Here is a 16,363-nt window from a genome sequence, read left to right as displayed (position 1 = left end):
CAAATGAAGCATCACAATTATTGATATAGAAAATGTATTCATACAGAAAAAAATATATTTAATTGCTTAAAATCTCAGTTAGAAAGTTAAGTGCCAATAAATCAACACTTATTTATCTGGGGCTGATCACATAGCAACTGAGAATTTTTCACTGTTCTAAGCTCTGAACAAAAATAATTCAGGAAAATAAAAAGACTCTCCGTGATTTAAAGCATCACAGGCCTGAGCATTTCCTGTGCCACCTTCTGATAACTTAAAATTTGTTGACCATCTAAGATGGTTTCAACGGTAAAAGAACCATCCTGATGGGTCGCGGTCACTGTAAAAATATAGTGTTCGAATTGTGCCAGTTTGACCTGCTGTCCAATTTTAATATGCGTCATGATGTCTACATCTGTGCAGTGATCTTTTCAAACTCCATTCTGGCATGAACATCGATGCTTTTGAATATTTGATCAACTTAAGTATACGAATAATAATATTAAAATTTTAATTTAGGACGAATAAGGCTTATTATTTAAAATAATATATTTATAATTCAATTTGTTATATTTAAAATTAATTTTATCTTTTGCGATAATTCCGACCAACTGATAGACATAAGCAATCATCTTATCTTTTATAACAATCAGTTAAGCGTTACAGCCGATGATCTTTCATTCTCTTGATTGAATATCCCTATACCACGGTTCTGCGATATAGGAATAAACAGAAAATTCAAAAAAAGATTTATTGAGCGTGATGTTCATGTACCACAAACTGTGGAATCCGATGTCCTTGAGCATAATCATGTTTTTGGTAGACTTGTGAAATTTCCATCAACTTTAACTGGGTCGCCTCGGCACCAGCCTGCATGGTGAGTTCCCTGCCACGCACATCAAAGATATGACCTTTTTCGCGTAAATTCGGCTGAATCACCACATCTGCATGCTTTAATTCTTCATGCGCCAGATGTTGCTGCATAATATTGATATTCTGATTAAACAGTCCCCAGACATTGGTGGTTTCCGTGTGAATAGGCTGTGCCAGAATATCCACCGCAATCACAATATCGGCTCCCAACTCACGTGCCACATCGACCGGCACCGGACTGACCAAACCACCATCTACATATTCTTTACCTTGAATGATGGTCGGAATGAACATACTCGGAATCGAGACTGAAGCACGTACCGCCTGTCCGGTATTGCCATAGTTAAAGACGACTTTCTTGCCTTCTTTCAGCGCGGTTGCTACCACAAACATCGGGATTTTCATGGCTTCAAGCGAGGTTTGATCGACCTGTAAATTGACATAGTCTTCAACTTTCTTGCCATCAAAAAAGCCTTTTCTGGCCAGTTTGATATCACGGACATCATTCGGTCGCATACTGAGAGCAATATTGCGCAGTTCAATTGCCGGTTTGCCACTCGCATAAATAGATCCAACAATACTGCCCGCACTGGTTCCGACAATAAAATCTGGTTGAATACCCGCCTGCTCCAGTACTTCCAGCGCACCAATATGTGCATAACCACGCGCACCGCCACTGCCCAGAACTAAAGCAACTACTGGACGCTGTTGGGTTTGCTTGATCTTTTGAAAATCAATTTGATTCGGACGTGCCTGAGCTTCTCCGCGTTGTGCAGCAGGTTGCAGATGACTGGTCGCCGCTTGGGCTGTCATTGGGGTCGTTTGGCAAGCACTTAGGCCAAATGTACCCAGTATCACCATACTCAACACATATTTCTGCATGCAGAGAATGTCCTCATTAATCTAAAGCAGCATAGTGTATAAACACATGCATAAATAGTCTGTAGAATTTCGTAAAACGGTCATACAGTTCAGCTACTTTATCTTCATTTTTCTCCATAACAATATGCCTTCAACCTCACTATACCGGATTTTCCTGATTTTCCTGCAACTGGGCTGCATTTCATTTGGCGGTCCGGCAGCGCATCTGGTGTTTTTTCACCGAAAATTTGTGACCCAGCTGCAATGGCTGAATGACACCCAATACAGTCAGCTGGTCGCTTTGGCGCAACTTTTACCCGGGCCGAGCAGCAGTCAGGTGGGGCTGTCGATCGGTTATCTGCAACGGGGCTATATTGGTGCCGTGATCGCATGGCTGGGTTTTACCCTGCCCTCGGTCATTCTGATGACCTTGGTGGCGCTATTGGGTCAAAGCTATTTTCATATTTTAAACTCAAATAGCTTTCATACCATCCAGTTAATTGTATTTTCTGTAATCGCCTGGGCTTTCTGGCAAATGCTGAGAAGCTTCTGTAAAACGGCCTGGCAATACACTGTCTTAATCCTCTCTGTCGCATTACTGATAGTCATTTCAGTGAGTTTTAATCAGATTCTGGTGATTATGCTGGGCGCAATCTGTGGACTTTTGGCAGGACATTTTTTTCGATCAGATTTGAAACCCAAAGAAATTAACAAAACGGCAATCAGCTCGCCGTATATTCGATCTGCCACTGCACCCTATTGGTTACTGGCATTTATCTTGCCATTTGTGCTGCTGCCCTTAGCGGACAAATTATGGGGTGAATCGGAGCTGCAATTTTTTGCCAATTTCTATCAAACCGGTTCATTGGTATTTGGTGGTGGTCATGTGATTCTGCCTTTGTTACATCAGGATTTTGTCACGACTAGTTTGGTGAGTGCCCAATCTTTTGATCTGGGCTACGCATTTGCCCAGCTGATGCCAGGGCCTTTATTCAGTTTTGCCAGTTATATCGGTGCTTTGCTGCCTTGGACGCCTTATGTCTGGCTGAATGCAGTGCTAGCGACCTGTGCAATCTTTTTACCTTCATTTTTTCTGATTTTTGCCACCTTGCCTTACTGGTCATGGTTAATGCAACAGCGCCATATTCATCAGGCGGTAATGGGCATCAATGCTGCAGTGGTGGGTTTGTTACTATATTTATTGCTGGATCTTTCACAACGCTATTTTAGCTATGGTTCTGATCTGGTCTTTGTCGCAGTGATGATTGCTCTACTACGCTCAAAACTACCAGTCTGGTTCAGCCTGATTTTGGGCTTTGTGCTTTATCAAAGTTATTTAAATTTCTTCTAAATAAAACTTTGGCACAAAAAAAGCCCCGAATGATCGGGGCTGTTTGCTTCAAGTCTTACCAGATATCTGATTTAACTTTGTCTTTAAACTTAGGATGATTATCCAGTTTAAATTCAGGTTCTTTCACACCACGCTTCAGCTGACCGGTATAGTCTTTGAGTAGCATCAGCAGGAATGGCATCAGCAACAGGATTGCGATCAGGTTGATACTTGCCATCACGCCCATGAACAGATCCGCCATATTCCAGATCAATGGCACGCTGGCGATGGAACCGAAATACACCATGACCAATACAAATAAGCGGAAAATCAACATAACCCGGCTATTGTTATTGATGAACTGGACGTTTCCTTCGGCATAGGCATAGTTACCGATAATCGAAGAATAGGCAAACAGGAAAAGAATCAAAGCTAGGAAGTCGTCGCCCCAGGCCCCAATCTGGCTTTCAAGCGCCATCTGGGTCAAGGTCACGCCTTCAAAGCCTGCATTTTCATACAGACCCGAAACCAGAATAATAATTGCAGTACATGAACACACCACAAAGGTATCTACAAATACCCCGAGCATCTGTACCAGCCCCTGGTTCACGGGATGTTTGACATCGGAGGTGCAGCAGCATTCGGTGCCGACCCCATCCCTGCCTCGTTAGAGAACAAACCACGCTTGATGCCCATCATCATGGCCATAGACACCATGGCACCAAAGAAACCACCAGCAGCGGCTTCAAACTCAAAGGCTTTACTGAAAATAAGCTGGAAGATGGATGGGAGCAGATCGTAATTGATGACCGCAATATACAAAGCCACCGCCAGATACAGCAGCGCCATAAAGGGCACTACCTTTTCTGCCACTTTGGCAATACGTTTAATACCGCCAAAAATGATTGTGGTTGTAATCAATACTAAGACTAGTCCAATCCAGGAAACTTCAAAATCCAATCCGCCTAAAGGCAAAATGATATTGGCCTGATCCCAGCCCCATGCGTGTGACGTTGCACCGGTAATGGCATTGGCCTGAACCGCATTAAACACAAAGCCATAGGTCGTGATCAATGCAATTGCAAAGACAATCCCGAGCCATTTCTGTTTTAGACCCTGAGTAATGTAATACGCAGGGCCACCACGGAATTGCTGGTTTTTATGATCGCGCACCTTAAACAATTGCGCCAATGAGGATTCCACCAAAGCAGAGCTCATACCCAGAAATGCAGTAACCCACATCCAGAACACCGCGCCCGGCCCACCAATCGCAATGGCAATCGCCACACCGGCGACATTACACCCCGACCCGGCTTGCAAGACCAGTCACAAAAGCCTGAAACGGGGTAATGCCGTGCGCATCCTGAACCTTGCCACGGCTGCCTTTCATTACTTTCATGCTGTGCCAGAACAAACGAATTTGTACTGCACCCGTCATGATTGTATAGAAAATACCAACTGCGACCAGAAACACCACTAGAAAGTCCCATAAAGGGCCATTCAGGGCATTAATCCAGCCGAGTAAGGTTTCATTTAACTGATCATTCATGTCACATCCTTATGAGCTTATGACTCATCGTATCAGGTCTAAATTATACAAAGAACTTCAAGATCATTTGAATAACAGTGGCATTGATTAGGTCAACAAAGAACGCACCACATAATGGAACGATCAGGAAGGCCTTATGCGACGCACCATACATATTGGTAATCGCCTGCATATTGGCAACCGCTGTCGGTGTTGCACCCATACCAAAACCACAGTGACCCGCTGCAAGTACCGCAGCATCATAGTTCTTGCCCATCAGGCGGAAAGTTACAAAACCGGCATACAAAGCCATGGTGATAGTCTGTGCACCCAGAATTACCATCAATGGTCCTGCAAGGTCAGCCAATTGCCATAATTTCAAAGATAACAACGCCATCGCCAAGTACAGCGACAATGAAGCATTACCGAACACATCAATCGCACGATCAAAGATTTGAACTTTGAAAACACCTTCCAGTACATTACGCAGGATGACACCACCCGCCAATGCCCACACAAATGTTGGCAGTTCAAATGCAGTACCTTTACTGAAACCCGTCATAAACTCTGCAAAAGCCAAACAGCCTGCAAATAGACCCAAGGTCGTGATTGCATTATCAGCGGTAATTAAACGCACCTGATGCGGATATTCAAACGGTACATATTCGCTGGTGGTGCTGTCCATTGGCGTATTGTCACGCGTTTCAATTTGCTGATCGGTACGTGCAGTAGCCAGGTTATGACGATTGATCAGTAATTTGGCCAAAGGTCCGCCAATAATACCGCCGATAATCAAACCAAAGGTCGCACTTGCCATACCCAGTGCCAGCGCACCTTGAATACCATGTTCGACTTCTAGAATTTCACCCCATGCGCCTGCAGTACCATGACCACCGGTTAAGGTAATCGAACCGGCAATCAGGCCAATCAACGGGTCAATACCCAGTAATGTTGCCAGACTTATGCCGACCGCATTTTGCAAAATAATGAAAGCCGAAACAGCAAACAGGAAAATAACCAGACCGATCCCGCCTTCACGCAACTTGGAAAAGTTGGCACTCAGACCAATCGAAGCAAAGAAAATCAGCATAAAACTGGTTTGTAATTCTGCACTGGTGGTGATGCTATATCCCCACAATGAATGCACCAGTAATGAGATGATCGCCGCAACCAAACCGCCTGCAACCGGCTCAGGAATATTGTAACGTCTTAAAAAATCGATTTTATTAACCAGGAATCGGCCGAGTAACAAAACAATGACTGCGGCAATTAAGGTATAAAATGCGTTAAAAGTAAAATCCATAATTTTTTGCCCAAGATGATTTTGAATTTTTTATTTTTCTAAAAGTCATGGAGTGCGCTAGATCTCTAGCTCTCTCATTAGATGTTCATCTGGAAATATCCTGATTTGATCTATCACCTTTAGAAAAACAAACCGATTTATCATCTCTTTCAAACTTATGAATATCATCATCACGATCATATTCAACAAATGAGAGATTTATAAAAGCAACACCTTTTCTATTCCGATACTCAGTCTGTTGTAAAATTGCAGACAATTTTCAAACAGACGCGCATGCTGGTAAAAAAACTGTGTTTTAAGCTCAAAAAAACATTCAGTGCTTGATGAGTGCTTTCAACCTAAAGACTTCATTCAAGCCATCTGGAATCGCGTTATTTAAAACAGATCTTAATCACGAAATGCATGAATTAAGATGAAAAGTCGTACATTATGCTGTTTCTTTGTATCAAGTTTTATTTCTTTTTATTAGCAATAGTTAATTTACCTATAAAAAATAATTATAACTTCTCATTTTTATATGAAGATTAATCTATATTTTAATTCAAAAAAAATATTAATCTTTTACTCGACACGGAAGGAAACAGGGATCTTGAAATTAAATTATCTTGATTTTCAGTCAAAATAAACCAGTTCTCTGTGTGAAATTGTTATTGTTAAATGGTTCAAGCACTTGGGTTTTAAGCTATTTTTTAAATCAAAGACAATCTTTATTACTAAATCCATTGCTATTACTTAGGCGATTTAAGCTCACCTGAAAAAATACCAAGTTTTAGTGCTTAAGTCATTTTGATGACAAATTGTTTTTTTCAGCTGGCGAAGAATTAAATTTTCCTATCCCCCGTTCTGTTTGTTTAGTTTATAGTCATTACAAACTCAATAAGGATATTTGACTGGACCCCATAATGGATCAAAATCTTGTTCATGCTGTAGATCACACCATCACTTCTCGCCATTCAGTGCGTGCTTTTTTAAATACCTCCGTTAGTACAGACACCTTAAAAGAGATTTTGACGGTGGCCAGCCGCGCACCTTCAGGAACCAATACCCAACCCTGGAAAGTTTATGTGGTAACAGGCAAAAAGCGCGATGAAATCGTACAACGTGTCTGTCAGGCACAAATGCAAATCTATGTAAATCCTGAACTGTCTAAACAGTATCAGGAAACCTTTGCCTACTATCCTGAACAATGGATTTCGCCATTTATTGAACGTCGTCGTGAAAATGGCTGGGGTTTATATGGCTTGCTGAATATTCAAAAAGGCGAAAAGGAAAAAATGGCGCGTCAGCAGCTGCGTAATTTTGAATTATTTGATGCACCTGTCGGCCTGTTCTTTACCGTACATCGTTCTTTGGCCATTGGTTCCAAAATGGATGTTTCCATGATGATCCAGAATGTCATGCTGGCAGCAAAAGCCCGCGGTCTGGACACTTGCCCGCAGGCAGCCTGGAATCACTTTCATCCAATCGTGCTTGATCTGGTCGGCGCACCTGATGATGAAGAGCTGGTCTGCGGTATGGCACTGGGCTATGCCGATCCAGAGCAGATTGTTAACAGCTTTATTACCCCGCGTATTCCCGTAGAAGAATTTGCCGTGTTTATCGATGAGTGATGCAAGCAGGGCTAAGTCAATTGACTTAGCCCTCTGTTCAGACCAGTATTTTTATTACCTAAGAGAACAGCCAGCATTTATGCATTTTTTAGGCCGGGCATCTTTATTTTAAAAATTTTCCAAGCAGAAATAGTAACAAAAACCAGCATGATCAATGCCATATTCAGTAAAGCATGCCAGAGCATAAAATTCAGTAATACGCCGCCCAATAAACCACAAACAAATTGCATACTGCCCATAATCGCACTGGCAGTTCCTGCCCGCTCGCCCTGTTCAGCCATTGCCAAAGCCATGGCATTCGGACCAGTAAACCCGATGGCTGCCACCACAATAAACATGCCCAGCAACACCCAGAACACAGAATTTACGTCCAGACAGCCCAGTAATGTTAACCCTAATACACCGGCAAACTGCAGACAGGTGCCGATTTTCAGGCGCTGCAATATTGAGAAACGCCCAGCCAGACGTTTATTCAAGGTCGAAAACAGCATGATGCCGAAAGCATTGGCACCAAAGGCATAAGCAAACTGCTGCTCGGTCAGCTGATAACGATCCATCAGAATGGCAGAAGAAGCGCTGATATAACAGAACATCACCGCACCGGAAAAACAGCCGGCATAGAGCGGGCGTCGAAAGCTTGGATCCTGAAAAATGCACCGGTACAAACTCAATACCTGTTGAAAGTTCAGTTTGAGACGGCGTTCTGGCTCCAAGGTTTCTTTAAATAGAAAATGTACACAGGCCAGACTCAACAGACCGCAGCCCATCAGCACCAAGAAGATCATGTTCCATTCATAAAACATCAATACCCAGGCACCCAGACTCGGAGCAATGATTGGCGCGATCGCGGTCACAATCATCATGCTGGCAAAAGCCTGAGCTGCTGAATGCATATCCAGGCGATCCCGAATTGCAGCACGTGCCATGACCACCCCGACACAGCCACCGAGGGCTTGCAGAGTCCGTGCAGCGATCAGGCTCCATTCATCCTGCGCAAAGACACACAGTAAACTTGCCACAATGTATAAGCACAGTCCAAAATACAGCGGTGGTTTACGCCCAATCCGGTCACTGATCGGTCCATAAATCAGTTGCCCGATCGCCAGACCGAAGAAATAAGCCGGCAGGCTATTGGAAACCATTTGGGTACTGACACCAAAATCTGCTGCCATGGCCGGTAAGGCCGAAAGATACATATCGATAGATAAAGGCCCGAGTGCGCTTAGGGTCGCCAGCAAAACAATCCAGGACATGGCATAAGGTTGTTGTACTATTTTATTTGATGTCATAAGCATGAAGATTTAAAGCGCTAATATGCAGACAAATTAACACAGTGCATAGTATGATTTAGGCTGAAATGAAGATTTATAAATATACTATTTTCATTAGCCTATTCAGATTCAGCTCTAAGACTGCAGTATAAAGGACGACCTTTGAAATCTTGGCTCACTCGTCTCAAGCAAACCACCTATAATACGACCTTGATGTATAACCTGCGCATGATGACGGCATTTGCAGGTACCGCCTTTGTTCCCTATTTTATGGGACAACAATTGATGACGATTCCACTGACTTTAGGCGTGGTCGCAGCCGGTTTAAGCGATATTGATGACCGCTTTTCGGTGCGGATTTTAAATCTGCTCTACACCTATATTGGCTTCTTTATTACCGCAGTGGGTGTATATCTGCTCTATCCCTATCCGCTGCTGTTTGCCTTGGCCTTAATTGTGTCCTGTATTGCCCTGATTTTGCTCGGGTCACTTGGCAGGCGCTATGCCACGATTTCCTATGGCTGTCTGGTGATTTCCGTTTATTCCATGCTTGGGGTCGAGCTGTTTGATGAATGGTATAAACAAGCTGGTTTATTGGTCATCGGAGCGATGTGGTACGGTCTGCTGTCGACACTCAGTTTCCTGACTTTCCCTGCCCGGTTGGCGCAAGACAAGCTTGCCATTTCCTATTCTGCTCTCGGTGACTTTTTATATGCCAAGTCCAATCTGTTTGATGTGGACATGACCCCGAAAAGCTATCAGCAGAGCATGATTGAACTCTCGCTTGAAAACGGCAAACTGATTGCGATTTTTAATGAGATGAAAACTGCCCTTTTGACTCGCCTGAAAGGCGACCGTGGGCAAAAAGATACCCGTCGCAGCCTGCAATATTATTTTGTCGCGCAGGATATTCATGAACGTGCCGATTCAGCACATATTGATTATCAGAAACTGGCCAAGATTTTCCAGCATAGCGATATCCTGTTCCGCTTCCAGCGCATCATGTCAATTCAGGGCAAAGCCTGTAAGGACCTGAGTGAAAGTTTGCTAATGCGCAAACCCTATGTGCATAACCAGCGCTTTAAGCATGCCTTTGATAACCTGAGACAGTCTCTGGATAAGTTACGTCATGAGCAGCATTATGATCAGGTCTGGATCAGCGCCCTGTTTGCACTGTTTCAAAACCTGAAATCGATTGATGCCCAGTTACGCAACCTGGAAACCGAGCAAAGTATCAAGTCCGAGCGTTTCAAACATATCGAAAACCAGCTCAGAGATGATGACCTGAAAGGCTGGGATGACATCAAGATTCGAATTAAGCAGCATTTGACACCCGAGTCGGTGCTGTTCCGGCATGCTATTCGCCTGTCAATCGTGCTGTTGATCAGCTATATCTTCGTACAGGTCAGCAATATTGAATATGGTTACTGGATTTTATTGACCGCACTCTTTGTCAGCCAGCCGAACTTTAACGCCACCAAACGGCGTTTACGTCTGCGTATTGTCGGTACGTTGGTCGGTATTATTCTCGGTTATGCCATTCTGTATTTTGTGCCGTCCATCGAAGGACAATTATTACTTCTGGTACTTAGTGGGATTCTGTTCTTTGAATTGCGCAGTAAACAGTATGCACAGGCCACCGCCTTTATCACAATTTTAGCCCTGATCAACTTCAATCTGGACGGTATGGGCTATGCCGCAGCCATTCCGCGTATGATTGACACCCTGATTGGCTGTGCGATTGCCTGGTTCGGTGTCAGCTTTATTTTTCCGGACTGGAAGTTCCGACGTTTGCCGCGCAGTATTAAACGCAGCTTGCAGGCAGAAGCGGATTATTTGAGTGAAGTGATCGAGCAGTATAAGTCAGGACGTAATAATGGCCTGAAATATCGGATTGTGCGCCGTGCTGCCCATAATACCGATGCCGAAGTAGCCTCACTGATTTCAACCCTGGCCACTGAACCGGATATTGATCCGGTTCAAAAATCGCTGGCCTTTGAGTTCCTGTGTCTGAATCAATACTTTTATCAGTTATATTGCTGCGCTGGGCGCACACCGGGAAAAAATTAAAGATCAGGACATTCTGAATTTACTGGACAAAGCACTTGAGAACATTCGTGGTGCATTGATACGAGATGAAATGCCCGATTTAAGTGCGCAAAACATGATTGCCCATATTCGACAGCGCTTGGTTCAAGATCAGGAGCAAGATCAGAAATCCCTGATCATTTTGCAGCAGCTGTCTTTAATGTTCAGCATTTTAAAGCAGTTGAGCCAACTGAAACAAAGTTTGAGTCATGAGCGTGATGAACAGGCAACTGAATTAGGTTCATTATAATTTGGCTGATTTTGGAACAATATACTCACTGAATTGGTACAATTAGTGCTAAACTTTTTACAGTTTAAAATCTGCTAATTTCACTATGACCGCGAAAAATTTATACGCTTATACCCTACAGCCTGTGAACTATGAAATTTCAGAAGCCGAGCAGCGTCATGCTCAGCTGGTGATCTGGCGTAGTACCAATAAAATTGGCATGAAAGCATGGCTGATCATGGGTGCTGTTGTTGCACTTTCTATTCTGGGCATTCTGCTCCTGAAGAACTATTCTACCGTGTTCTGCTGGGTGGCCATTGTCTGTGTGGTGTTGTATTACCTGATCCGTACCTTTGGTCTGGAATGGTATGTTAAACGCAAGATGAATGAATTTCCGGTACAGGAAATCAAAGGTGTTCGCCTGGGCGTGCAACCGCATGGCATCGTGATGCGCCAGAAAATGGGTATGCAAGAAGGTGTTGGCGCGATTAGCTGGAAAGACATCTATGAATGGTACAACACACCAGAATTCATGTTGGTCAATTTCAAAGTAAAAGGCCAGCAAGGTGCGTATATCCTGCCGAAACGTCTGGACAGCAAAAACTTCTCTTTCGCCACGATTCGCAAGCATCTGGAAGCAGAAGTCGGCGCAGCAAAACAAATCTAAACTGTTCTTTCTTCAGTGAAAAACCTCCTGCCCCGGCATGGAGGTTTTTTTAATCTCAAAACAATAAATGATAATGAGAATAAATATTATCCTCAACACCTATAATTCGGGCTTAAACTTCAGTTATAATTTTGCCACTTTTATAGATCTCACCCTTAATCTGACGACCATGTTTAAAAAGACATTTTTCCAAATCCACTGGTTTCTGGGGATTACAGCAGGTTTAATCCTCTCTTTGATGGGGGTCACTGGCGCAATCTATTCCTATGAACAACAAATATTAAAATGGATGAATAGCGACAGTTATACGGTTCAGGTTCAGCAACGTGACAAACTCACGCCTGCCGAGCTGTATCAGCACTTTAACCGTACTGCGCCTGACATGAAGATCAACAGTATTACCGTAGCACAAGATCCAAGTGCTTCGAGTACCGTGAATGTCGCCAAAGAAGGGGCACGGCGTGGTCAGAACATCATGATCAACCCGTATACTGCAGAAATCTTGCCAGAGATTAAGGGTCGGGAATTTTTCCAGTTTGTTCAGCAACTGCATCGTAATTTGACGGTTGGCCCAGTGGGTAAGCAGATTACCGGTGCCTGTACCCTGATGCTGATCTTTTTCGTCTTGTCAGGTCTGTACCTGCGCTGGCCGAAACGTCATTCGATCAAGCAATGGTTCTTTGTAAAACCTCAGCTGAAAGGCCGTAATTTTATCTGGGATCTGCATGCTGTTGTTGGGACCTGGGTAGTGATTTTCTACCTGATTCTGGCCTGTACCGGTCTGTACTGGTCTTATGACTGGTGGCGCAACGGCATGTTTAAGGTGCTGGGTGTGGAACGCCCACAACCGGAAATGCAGGCCAATGCCGGCAACAACCGTGGTGAAGGACGTCAAGGCGGCGAACGTAGTCCGCGTGCCGAAGGTGAAGCACGAAGCGAAGGCCGTCAGGATGGCGAACGCGGTTCGCGTGGTGAAGGCCCTGAAGCTACTGCCCGTGCGCTAGACCAGAGCTGGATTGGCTTTAACACGGAATTTTCAGATAAATATTCTACAGTAACGTTTAATCTTCCGAAAAAACCGGACGGCGAAATGCAGCTGAGCTTTGTTGACCCGGTGGCCCAGCACGAACGTGCACGAAACAGTGCTACTTATAATTACCAGACAGCTGAATTTACCGAAGTCGAGCTATATGAAGATAAAAAGCTCAATGAAAAGATCATGAGCAGCATGTTACCGGTGCATCGTGGCAGCTTCTTCGGCCCGATCTACCAGTTCTTTGCCATGGTCGCAGCCTTGTTGATGCCGTTGTTCTTTGTGACAGGCTGGATGCTCTATCTGAAACGTCGCAAACAGAAACGCTTAACGCTGGCAGCACGTCAGGGTGCGACTGGAGTGAATGTCGATGAAAATACCAAACGGTGGCTCATTGCTTATGCCTCACAAACAGGGGTTTCTGAGCAGCTGGCTTGGCGTACAGCAACTGCCCTGCAGGAAGCGCGTCAACCCGTAACAATCAAGCCGGTACAACAACTGACGCTAGCCGATTTACAGCAAACCGAACAGGTATTATTTGTTGCCAGTACTTATGGCACGGGCGAAGCACCGGATCTGGCTTCTTCTTTTGAGAAAAAAATTCTGTCTGCTCAAGCTGATCTCAGTCATTTAAGTTATGCGGTATTGGCCTTAGGTTCTCAGGAATATCCGGACAGCTATTGCAGTTTTGGTCACCGTATTGATCAATGGTTAAAGCAAAATGGTGCCCAGCAGCTATTCAATACGATTGAAGTGGACAATGCCAATAACGAGCATATCCAGCAATGGAATACTGCACTGGCACAAGTGACTCGACTTGAGCTACAAGCGATGAGTATCGATAAGACCTTTGATCACTGGAGTTTGAGTAAACGTGAACTGCTGAATCCGGGGAGTCTGGGCGCACCTGCCTTCAATATCGAACTGACTTCTGAGCATGAAGCCGTCTGGCAAGCAGGTGATATTGCCGAGGTTCAACCAGGGAATAGCCAAGAACGTATTGATGCATTTATGCAAAAGCACCAGATTGCAGCGGGTACACAAGTACCTTCTATGCAACAGAATATTAAACAAGCACTCTGGGATCGTGATCTGACTCAAGCTGAACCTTTTGATTCTCTGGATCAGCTCCTCACGCAATTACCAACTTTGGCAACACGTGAATACTCCATTGCCAGTATTCCAAGCCAACAAGTTTTGCGTCTGGTCGTACGTCAGCAAACCGATGATAATGGTAATCTGGGATTGGGTTCAGGCTGGCTGACCCAGCATGTGGCTCTCAATGCGCCAATTGCCCTGCGTATTCGCAGAAATGAATCTTTTCATCTGATTGATGACAACCGCCCGATTATCTGTATTGGTAATGGTACCGGTATTGCCGGATTATTGAGCCTGCTCAGTGCGCGTAACCGTCAGGATTATAGCCAGAACTGGCTGATTTTCGGTGAACGTCAGCGTGAACACGACTTCTTCTTTGAAGAAACCATTCAGGCCTGGCTGCAAATGGGAATCCTGAAACGTCTCGATCTCGCATTCTCGCGCGACCAGCAGGAAAAAGTCTATGTACATCACAAATTGCGCGAACAGGCTGAAGAACTGAAAGCCTGGATTGCCCAAGGTGCGGTGATTTATGTCTGCGGTAGCATCAATGGTATGGCCAGCGATGTTGATCAGGCCCTGACTGAGATTCTCGGTGAAACAACGCTAGATCAATTACGTCTGGATGGACGTTATCGCCGTGATGTATATTAAGATAACCTGATATGCTAAAAACCGGGCTCAATAGCCCGGTTTTTATTGAAGATACAAAAGCAATAATAAGAATATGAATAAGAAAAAAAGGAACCCTAGATGCTCAATCAACTAAAACGAAGTCTCAGCCTGATCTGTGGCTTGATCCTATGTATCAATAGCGTCTGCTTACTAAGCCAAGGTCAGAGGCATTTTGCTATTGCCCTGTCGATCCTCATTGGGGTGGCACTCATCCTGTATGCCTTGTTTTTTTCATCTATTCAGCGCTGGAAACAGAATTCCCGATTCAGAACCTTGTTCTGGAACAGTCTCTGGGGCGGATTTTTATTCTGGATAATCAGTGTCGCGGCTTTCTTCGCTTATATCCAAATATCAATCAACTCGAATATTCAGGCACGACCTGCTGCAGCGATTTTAGTATTAGGTAGTGGTATTAATCAGGGTCAGCCCTCACCCATCTTAAAAAATCGTCTGGATACCGCAGCAAAATATGCAGAGCGATATCCGAATACTTTAATTATTATGACCGGTGGACGAAATTTCTGGGAGAGACAGAGCGAAGCTGAAGTCATGCAAAGTTATATCCATACCAACTATCCACAGCTCAATAACCCCATTAGCTTAGAAGATCAAAGCAGAAGTACCCAACAGAACCTGCAATATTCTCAGGCAATCTTAAAACAGCAGCATATTGATCGAAATGAGCCCATCGCGATTGTCACCAGCGATTTTCATAGCCCTCGTGCCCGTGCCATTGCCAGACATCAGGGCTATCAGCAAGTGATTAGTCTGAGTGCCAGCACACCTCAGAATGTTCGCTATAATTCGTGGCTACGCGAATATTTTGCTTTGATTAGTGGCTGGCTACTGAATGAATATTCATTGTTCCAATAAACAAGCTGCTTTAAAAACAATAAATTTAATTTAAACGGATCTGCCTAGGCAAAGGCATATCCGGATTTTTGAACAGTTCCGGCTTTTGCACATAGATCTGATACAAATAATTTTTGATATCAAGTAATAATTTTTCGGGTGCCACCAGAATATTCTGCCCTTCCGGGGTCAGATCAAGCGAAACAATAGTACTTTCCTGACGTAAAAAGGGAATGACTTTCTCTACAAAATCCTTGAGACCAATTTCCTGAATCTCATAATTTGCCCAATTATCTTTAATCAGCAGTCGAGCCAGACCTTTACTTTGCCAGCAGGCAAATGCGCGTTGTCCGGTAGGCGTGGCACATAAGGCCCAGCCATCTTGGTAGAGTGCAAAAATACCAGCATTGGCAACAATGGCTTCAATATATTGCTTATAAAGCTGTTGAGGATCGAAAGCAGTTTTTTGGGATTTGGTCGCGGCTTTGCGCTGATAGGGATTTCTCATGGTTGTGAAATCTTAATATTATTATAATAGAATCAGATTCTAAGGAATAAATAGAGTTGAAGCAAGAAGATATGGTGGGCGCTGACGGGATCGAACCGCCGACATTCTGCTTGTAAGGCAGACGCTCTACCAACTGAGCTAAGCGCCCTGAGAAAAACAACAGTGTTGTTTTTAATGACGCAAGACCAACAAGGAATGTTGTCTTGGTATCTTGAAAACTCAGATCTCAGGAATCCAAGCTTCTCATCTTAGGATGGCGCAGCGGACGGGGCTCGAACCCGCGACCCCCGGCGTGACAGGCCGGTATTCTAACCAACTGAACTACCGCTGCATCGTAAGAATCTGGTGGGCGCTGACGGGATCGAACCGCCGACATTCTGCTTGTAAGGCAGACGCTCTACCAACTGAGCTAAGCGCCCTGATAAAGATTGTCAATCTTTAGTTTATTAAATTCAGGC

Annotated in this window: 11 protein-coding genes, 3 tRNA genes and 2 pseudogenes; 6 read left to right on the top strand and 10 right to left on the bottom strand. The window is 44.2% G+C overall.

The annotated features are described in order from the left end of the window. Positions 1-206 precede the first annotated feature (206 nt). Positions 207-383 (bottom strand): hypothetical protein, encoded by a 177-nt coding sequence (locus WAK81_RS09505; protein WP_422196621.1) that lies wholly within the window; start codon positions 381-383, stop codon positions 207-209. 346 nt (positions 384-729) lie between these two features. Then, positions 730-1,734, bottom strand: a complete 1,005-nt coding sequence (locus tag WAK81_RS09500; protein WP_422196620.1) for a patatin-like phospholipase family protein — start codon at positions 1,732-1,734, stop codon at positions 730-732. Positions 1,735-1,858: 124 nt separating this feature from the next. Between WAK81_RS09500 and chrA the strand changes: the two genes are divergently transcribed. Beyond that, a complete protein-coding gene (gene chrA, locus WAK81_RS09495) occupies positions 1,859-3,064 on the top strand; it encodes a chromate efflux transporter (RefSeq protein WP_422196619.1) in 1,206 nt (401 codons plus the stop codon). Positions 3,065-3,119: 55 nt separating this feature from the next. On the opposite strand, the pseudogene WAK81_RS09490 reads toward chrA, so the two are convergent. From WAK81_RS09490 to gltS, 3 genes and pseudogenes are all read right to left on the bottom strand, one after another. Then, positions 3,120-4,285, bottom strand: a pseudogene (locus tag WAK81_RS09490) (alanine/glycine:cation symporter family protein). 55 nt (positions 4,286-4,340) lie between these two features. Next, positions 4,341-4,592: a hypothetical protein gene (locus WAK81_RS09485; protein ID WP_422196618.1), complete on the bottom strand. Its 252-nt coding sequence runs from the start codon at positions 4,590-4,592 to the stop codon at positions 4,341-4,343. Between the two features lie 43 nt (positions 4,593-4,635). After that, the gene (gltS, locus tag WAK81_RS09480) at positions 4,636-5,874 is read right to left on the bottom strand and encodes a sodium/glutamate symporter (protein WP_422196617.1); all 1,239 of its coding nucleotides are present in this window, start codon (positions 5,872-5,874) and stop codon (positions 4,636-4,638) included. A gap of 902 nt (positions 5,875-6,776) precedes the next feature. Between gltS and WAK81_RS09475 the strand changes: the two genes are divergently transcribed. After that, a complete protein-coding gene (locus WAK81_RS09475) occupies positions 6,777-7,484 on the top strand; it encodes a nitroreductase (RefSeq protein WP_422196616.1) in 708 nt (235 codons plus the stop codon). Positions 7,485-7,561: 77 nt separating this feature from the next. Here WAK81_RS09475 and WAK81_RS09470 read toward each other — a convergent pair whose 3' ends face one another. Continuing rightward, positions 7,562-8,779, bottom strand: a complete 1,218-nt coding sequence (locus tag WAK81_RS09470) for a multidrug effflux MFS transporter (RefSeq protein ID WP_422196615.1) — start codon at positions 8,777-8,779, stop codon at positions 7,562-7,564. 138 nt (positions 8,780-8,917) lie between these two features. Here WAK81_RS09470 and yccS point away from each other — a divergent pair. The 4 genes and pseudogenes from yccS (at position 8,918) to WAK81_RS09450 (ending at position 15,418) form a co-directional block, all read left to right on the top strand. After that, positions 8,918-11,093 (top strand): annotated as a pseudogene (yccS, locus tag WAK81_RS09465) (YccS family putative transporter). Positions 11,094-11,178: 85 nt separating this feature from the next. Continuing rightward, positions 11,179-11,739, top strand: coding sequence for a YcxB family protein (locus WAK81_RS09460; protein ID WP_004280696.1), 561 nt, complete (start codon positions 11,179-11,181; stop codon positions 11,737-11,739). A gap of 169 nt (positions 11,740-11,908) precedes the next feature. Then, a complete protein-coding gene (locus WAK81_RS09455) occupies positions 11,909-14,524 on the top strand; it encodes a PepSY domain-containing protein (protein ID WP_422196614.1) in 2,616 nt (871 codons plus the stop codon). 99 nt (positions 14,525-14,623) lie between these two features. Continuing rightward, positions 14,624-15,418 carry a YdcF family protein gene (locus WAK81_RS09450; protein ID WP_422196613.1) on the top strand — a complete coding sequence of 265 codons (795 nt, stop codon included), beginning with the start codon at positions 14,624-14,626 and terminating at the stop codon, positions 15,416-15,418. Between the two features lie 25 nt (positions 15,419-15,443). Here WAK81_RS09450 and WAK81_RS09445 read toward each other — a convergent pair whose 3' ends face one another. The 4 genes from WAK81_RS09445 to WAK81_RS09430 all read right to left on the bottom strand — a co-directional run bounded on the left by WAK81_RS09445 (position 15,444) and on the right by WAK81_RS09430 (position 16,324). After that, positions 15,444-15,905: a DUF2750 domain-containing protein gene (locus WAK81_RS09445; protein ID WP_005104048.1), complete on the bottom strand. Its 462-nt coding sequence runs from the start codon at positions 15,903-15,905 to the stop codon at positions 15,444-15,446. A 72-nt stretch (positions 15,906-15,977) separates the two neighbouring features. Next, a tRNA-Val gene (locus WAK81_RS09440) sits at positions 15,978-16,053 on the bottom strand. A gap of 106 nt (positions 16,054-16,159) precedes the next feature. Beyond that, positions 16,160-16,236: transfer RNA gene (locus tag WAK81_RS09435), tRNA-Asp, on the bottom strand. A 12-nt stretch (positions 16,237-16,248) separates the two neighbouring features. Continuing rightward, positions 16,249-16,324: transfer RNA gene (locus tag WAK81_RS09430), tRNA-Val, on the bottom strand. Positions 16,325-16,363: the final 39 nt, after the last annotated feature.

This window comes from Acinetobacter sp., assembly GCF_049284435.1.
GTDB lineage: Bacteria > Pseudomonadota > Gammaproteobacteria > Pseudomonadales > Moraxellaceae > Acinetobacter.
This window is presented reverse-complemented; position numbering and strand designations above follow the sequence as displayed.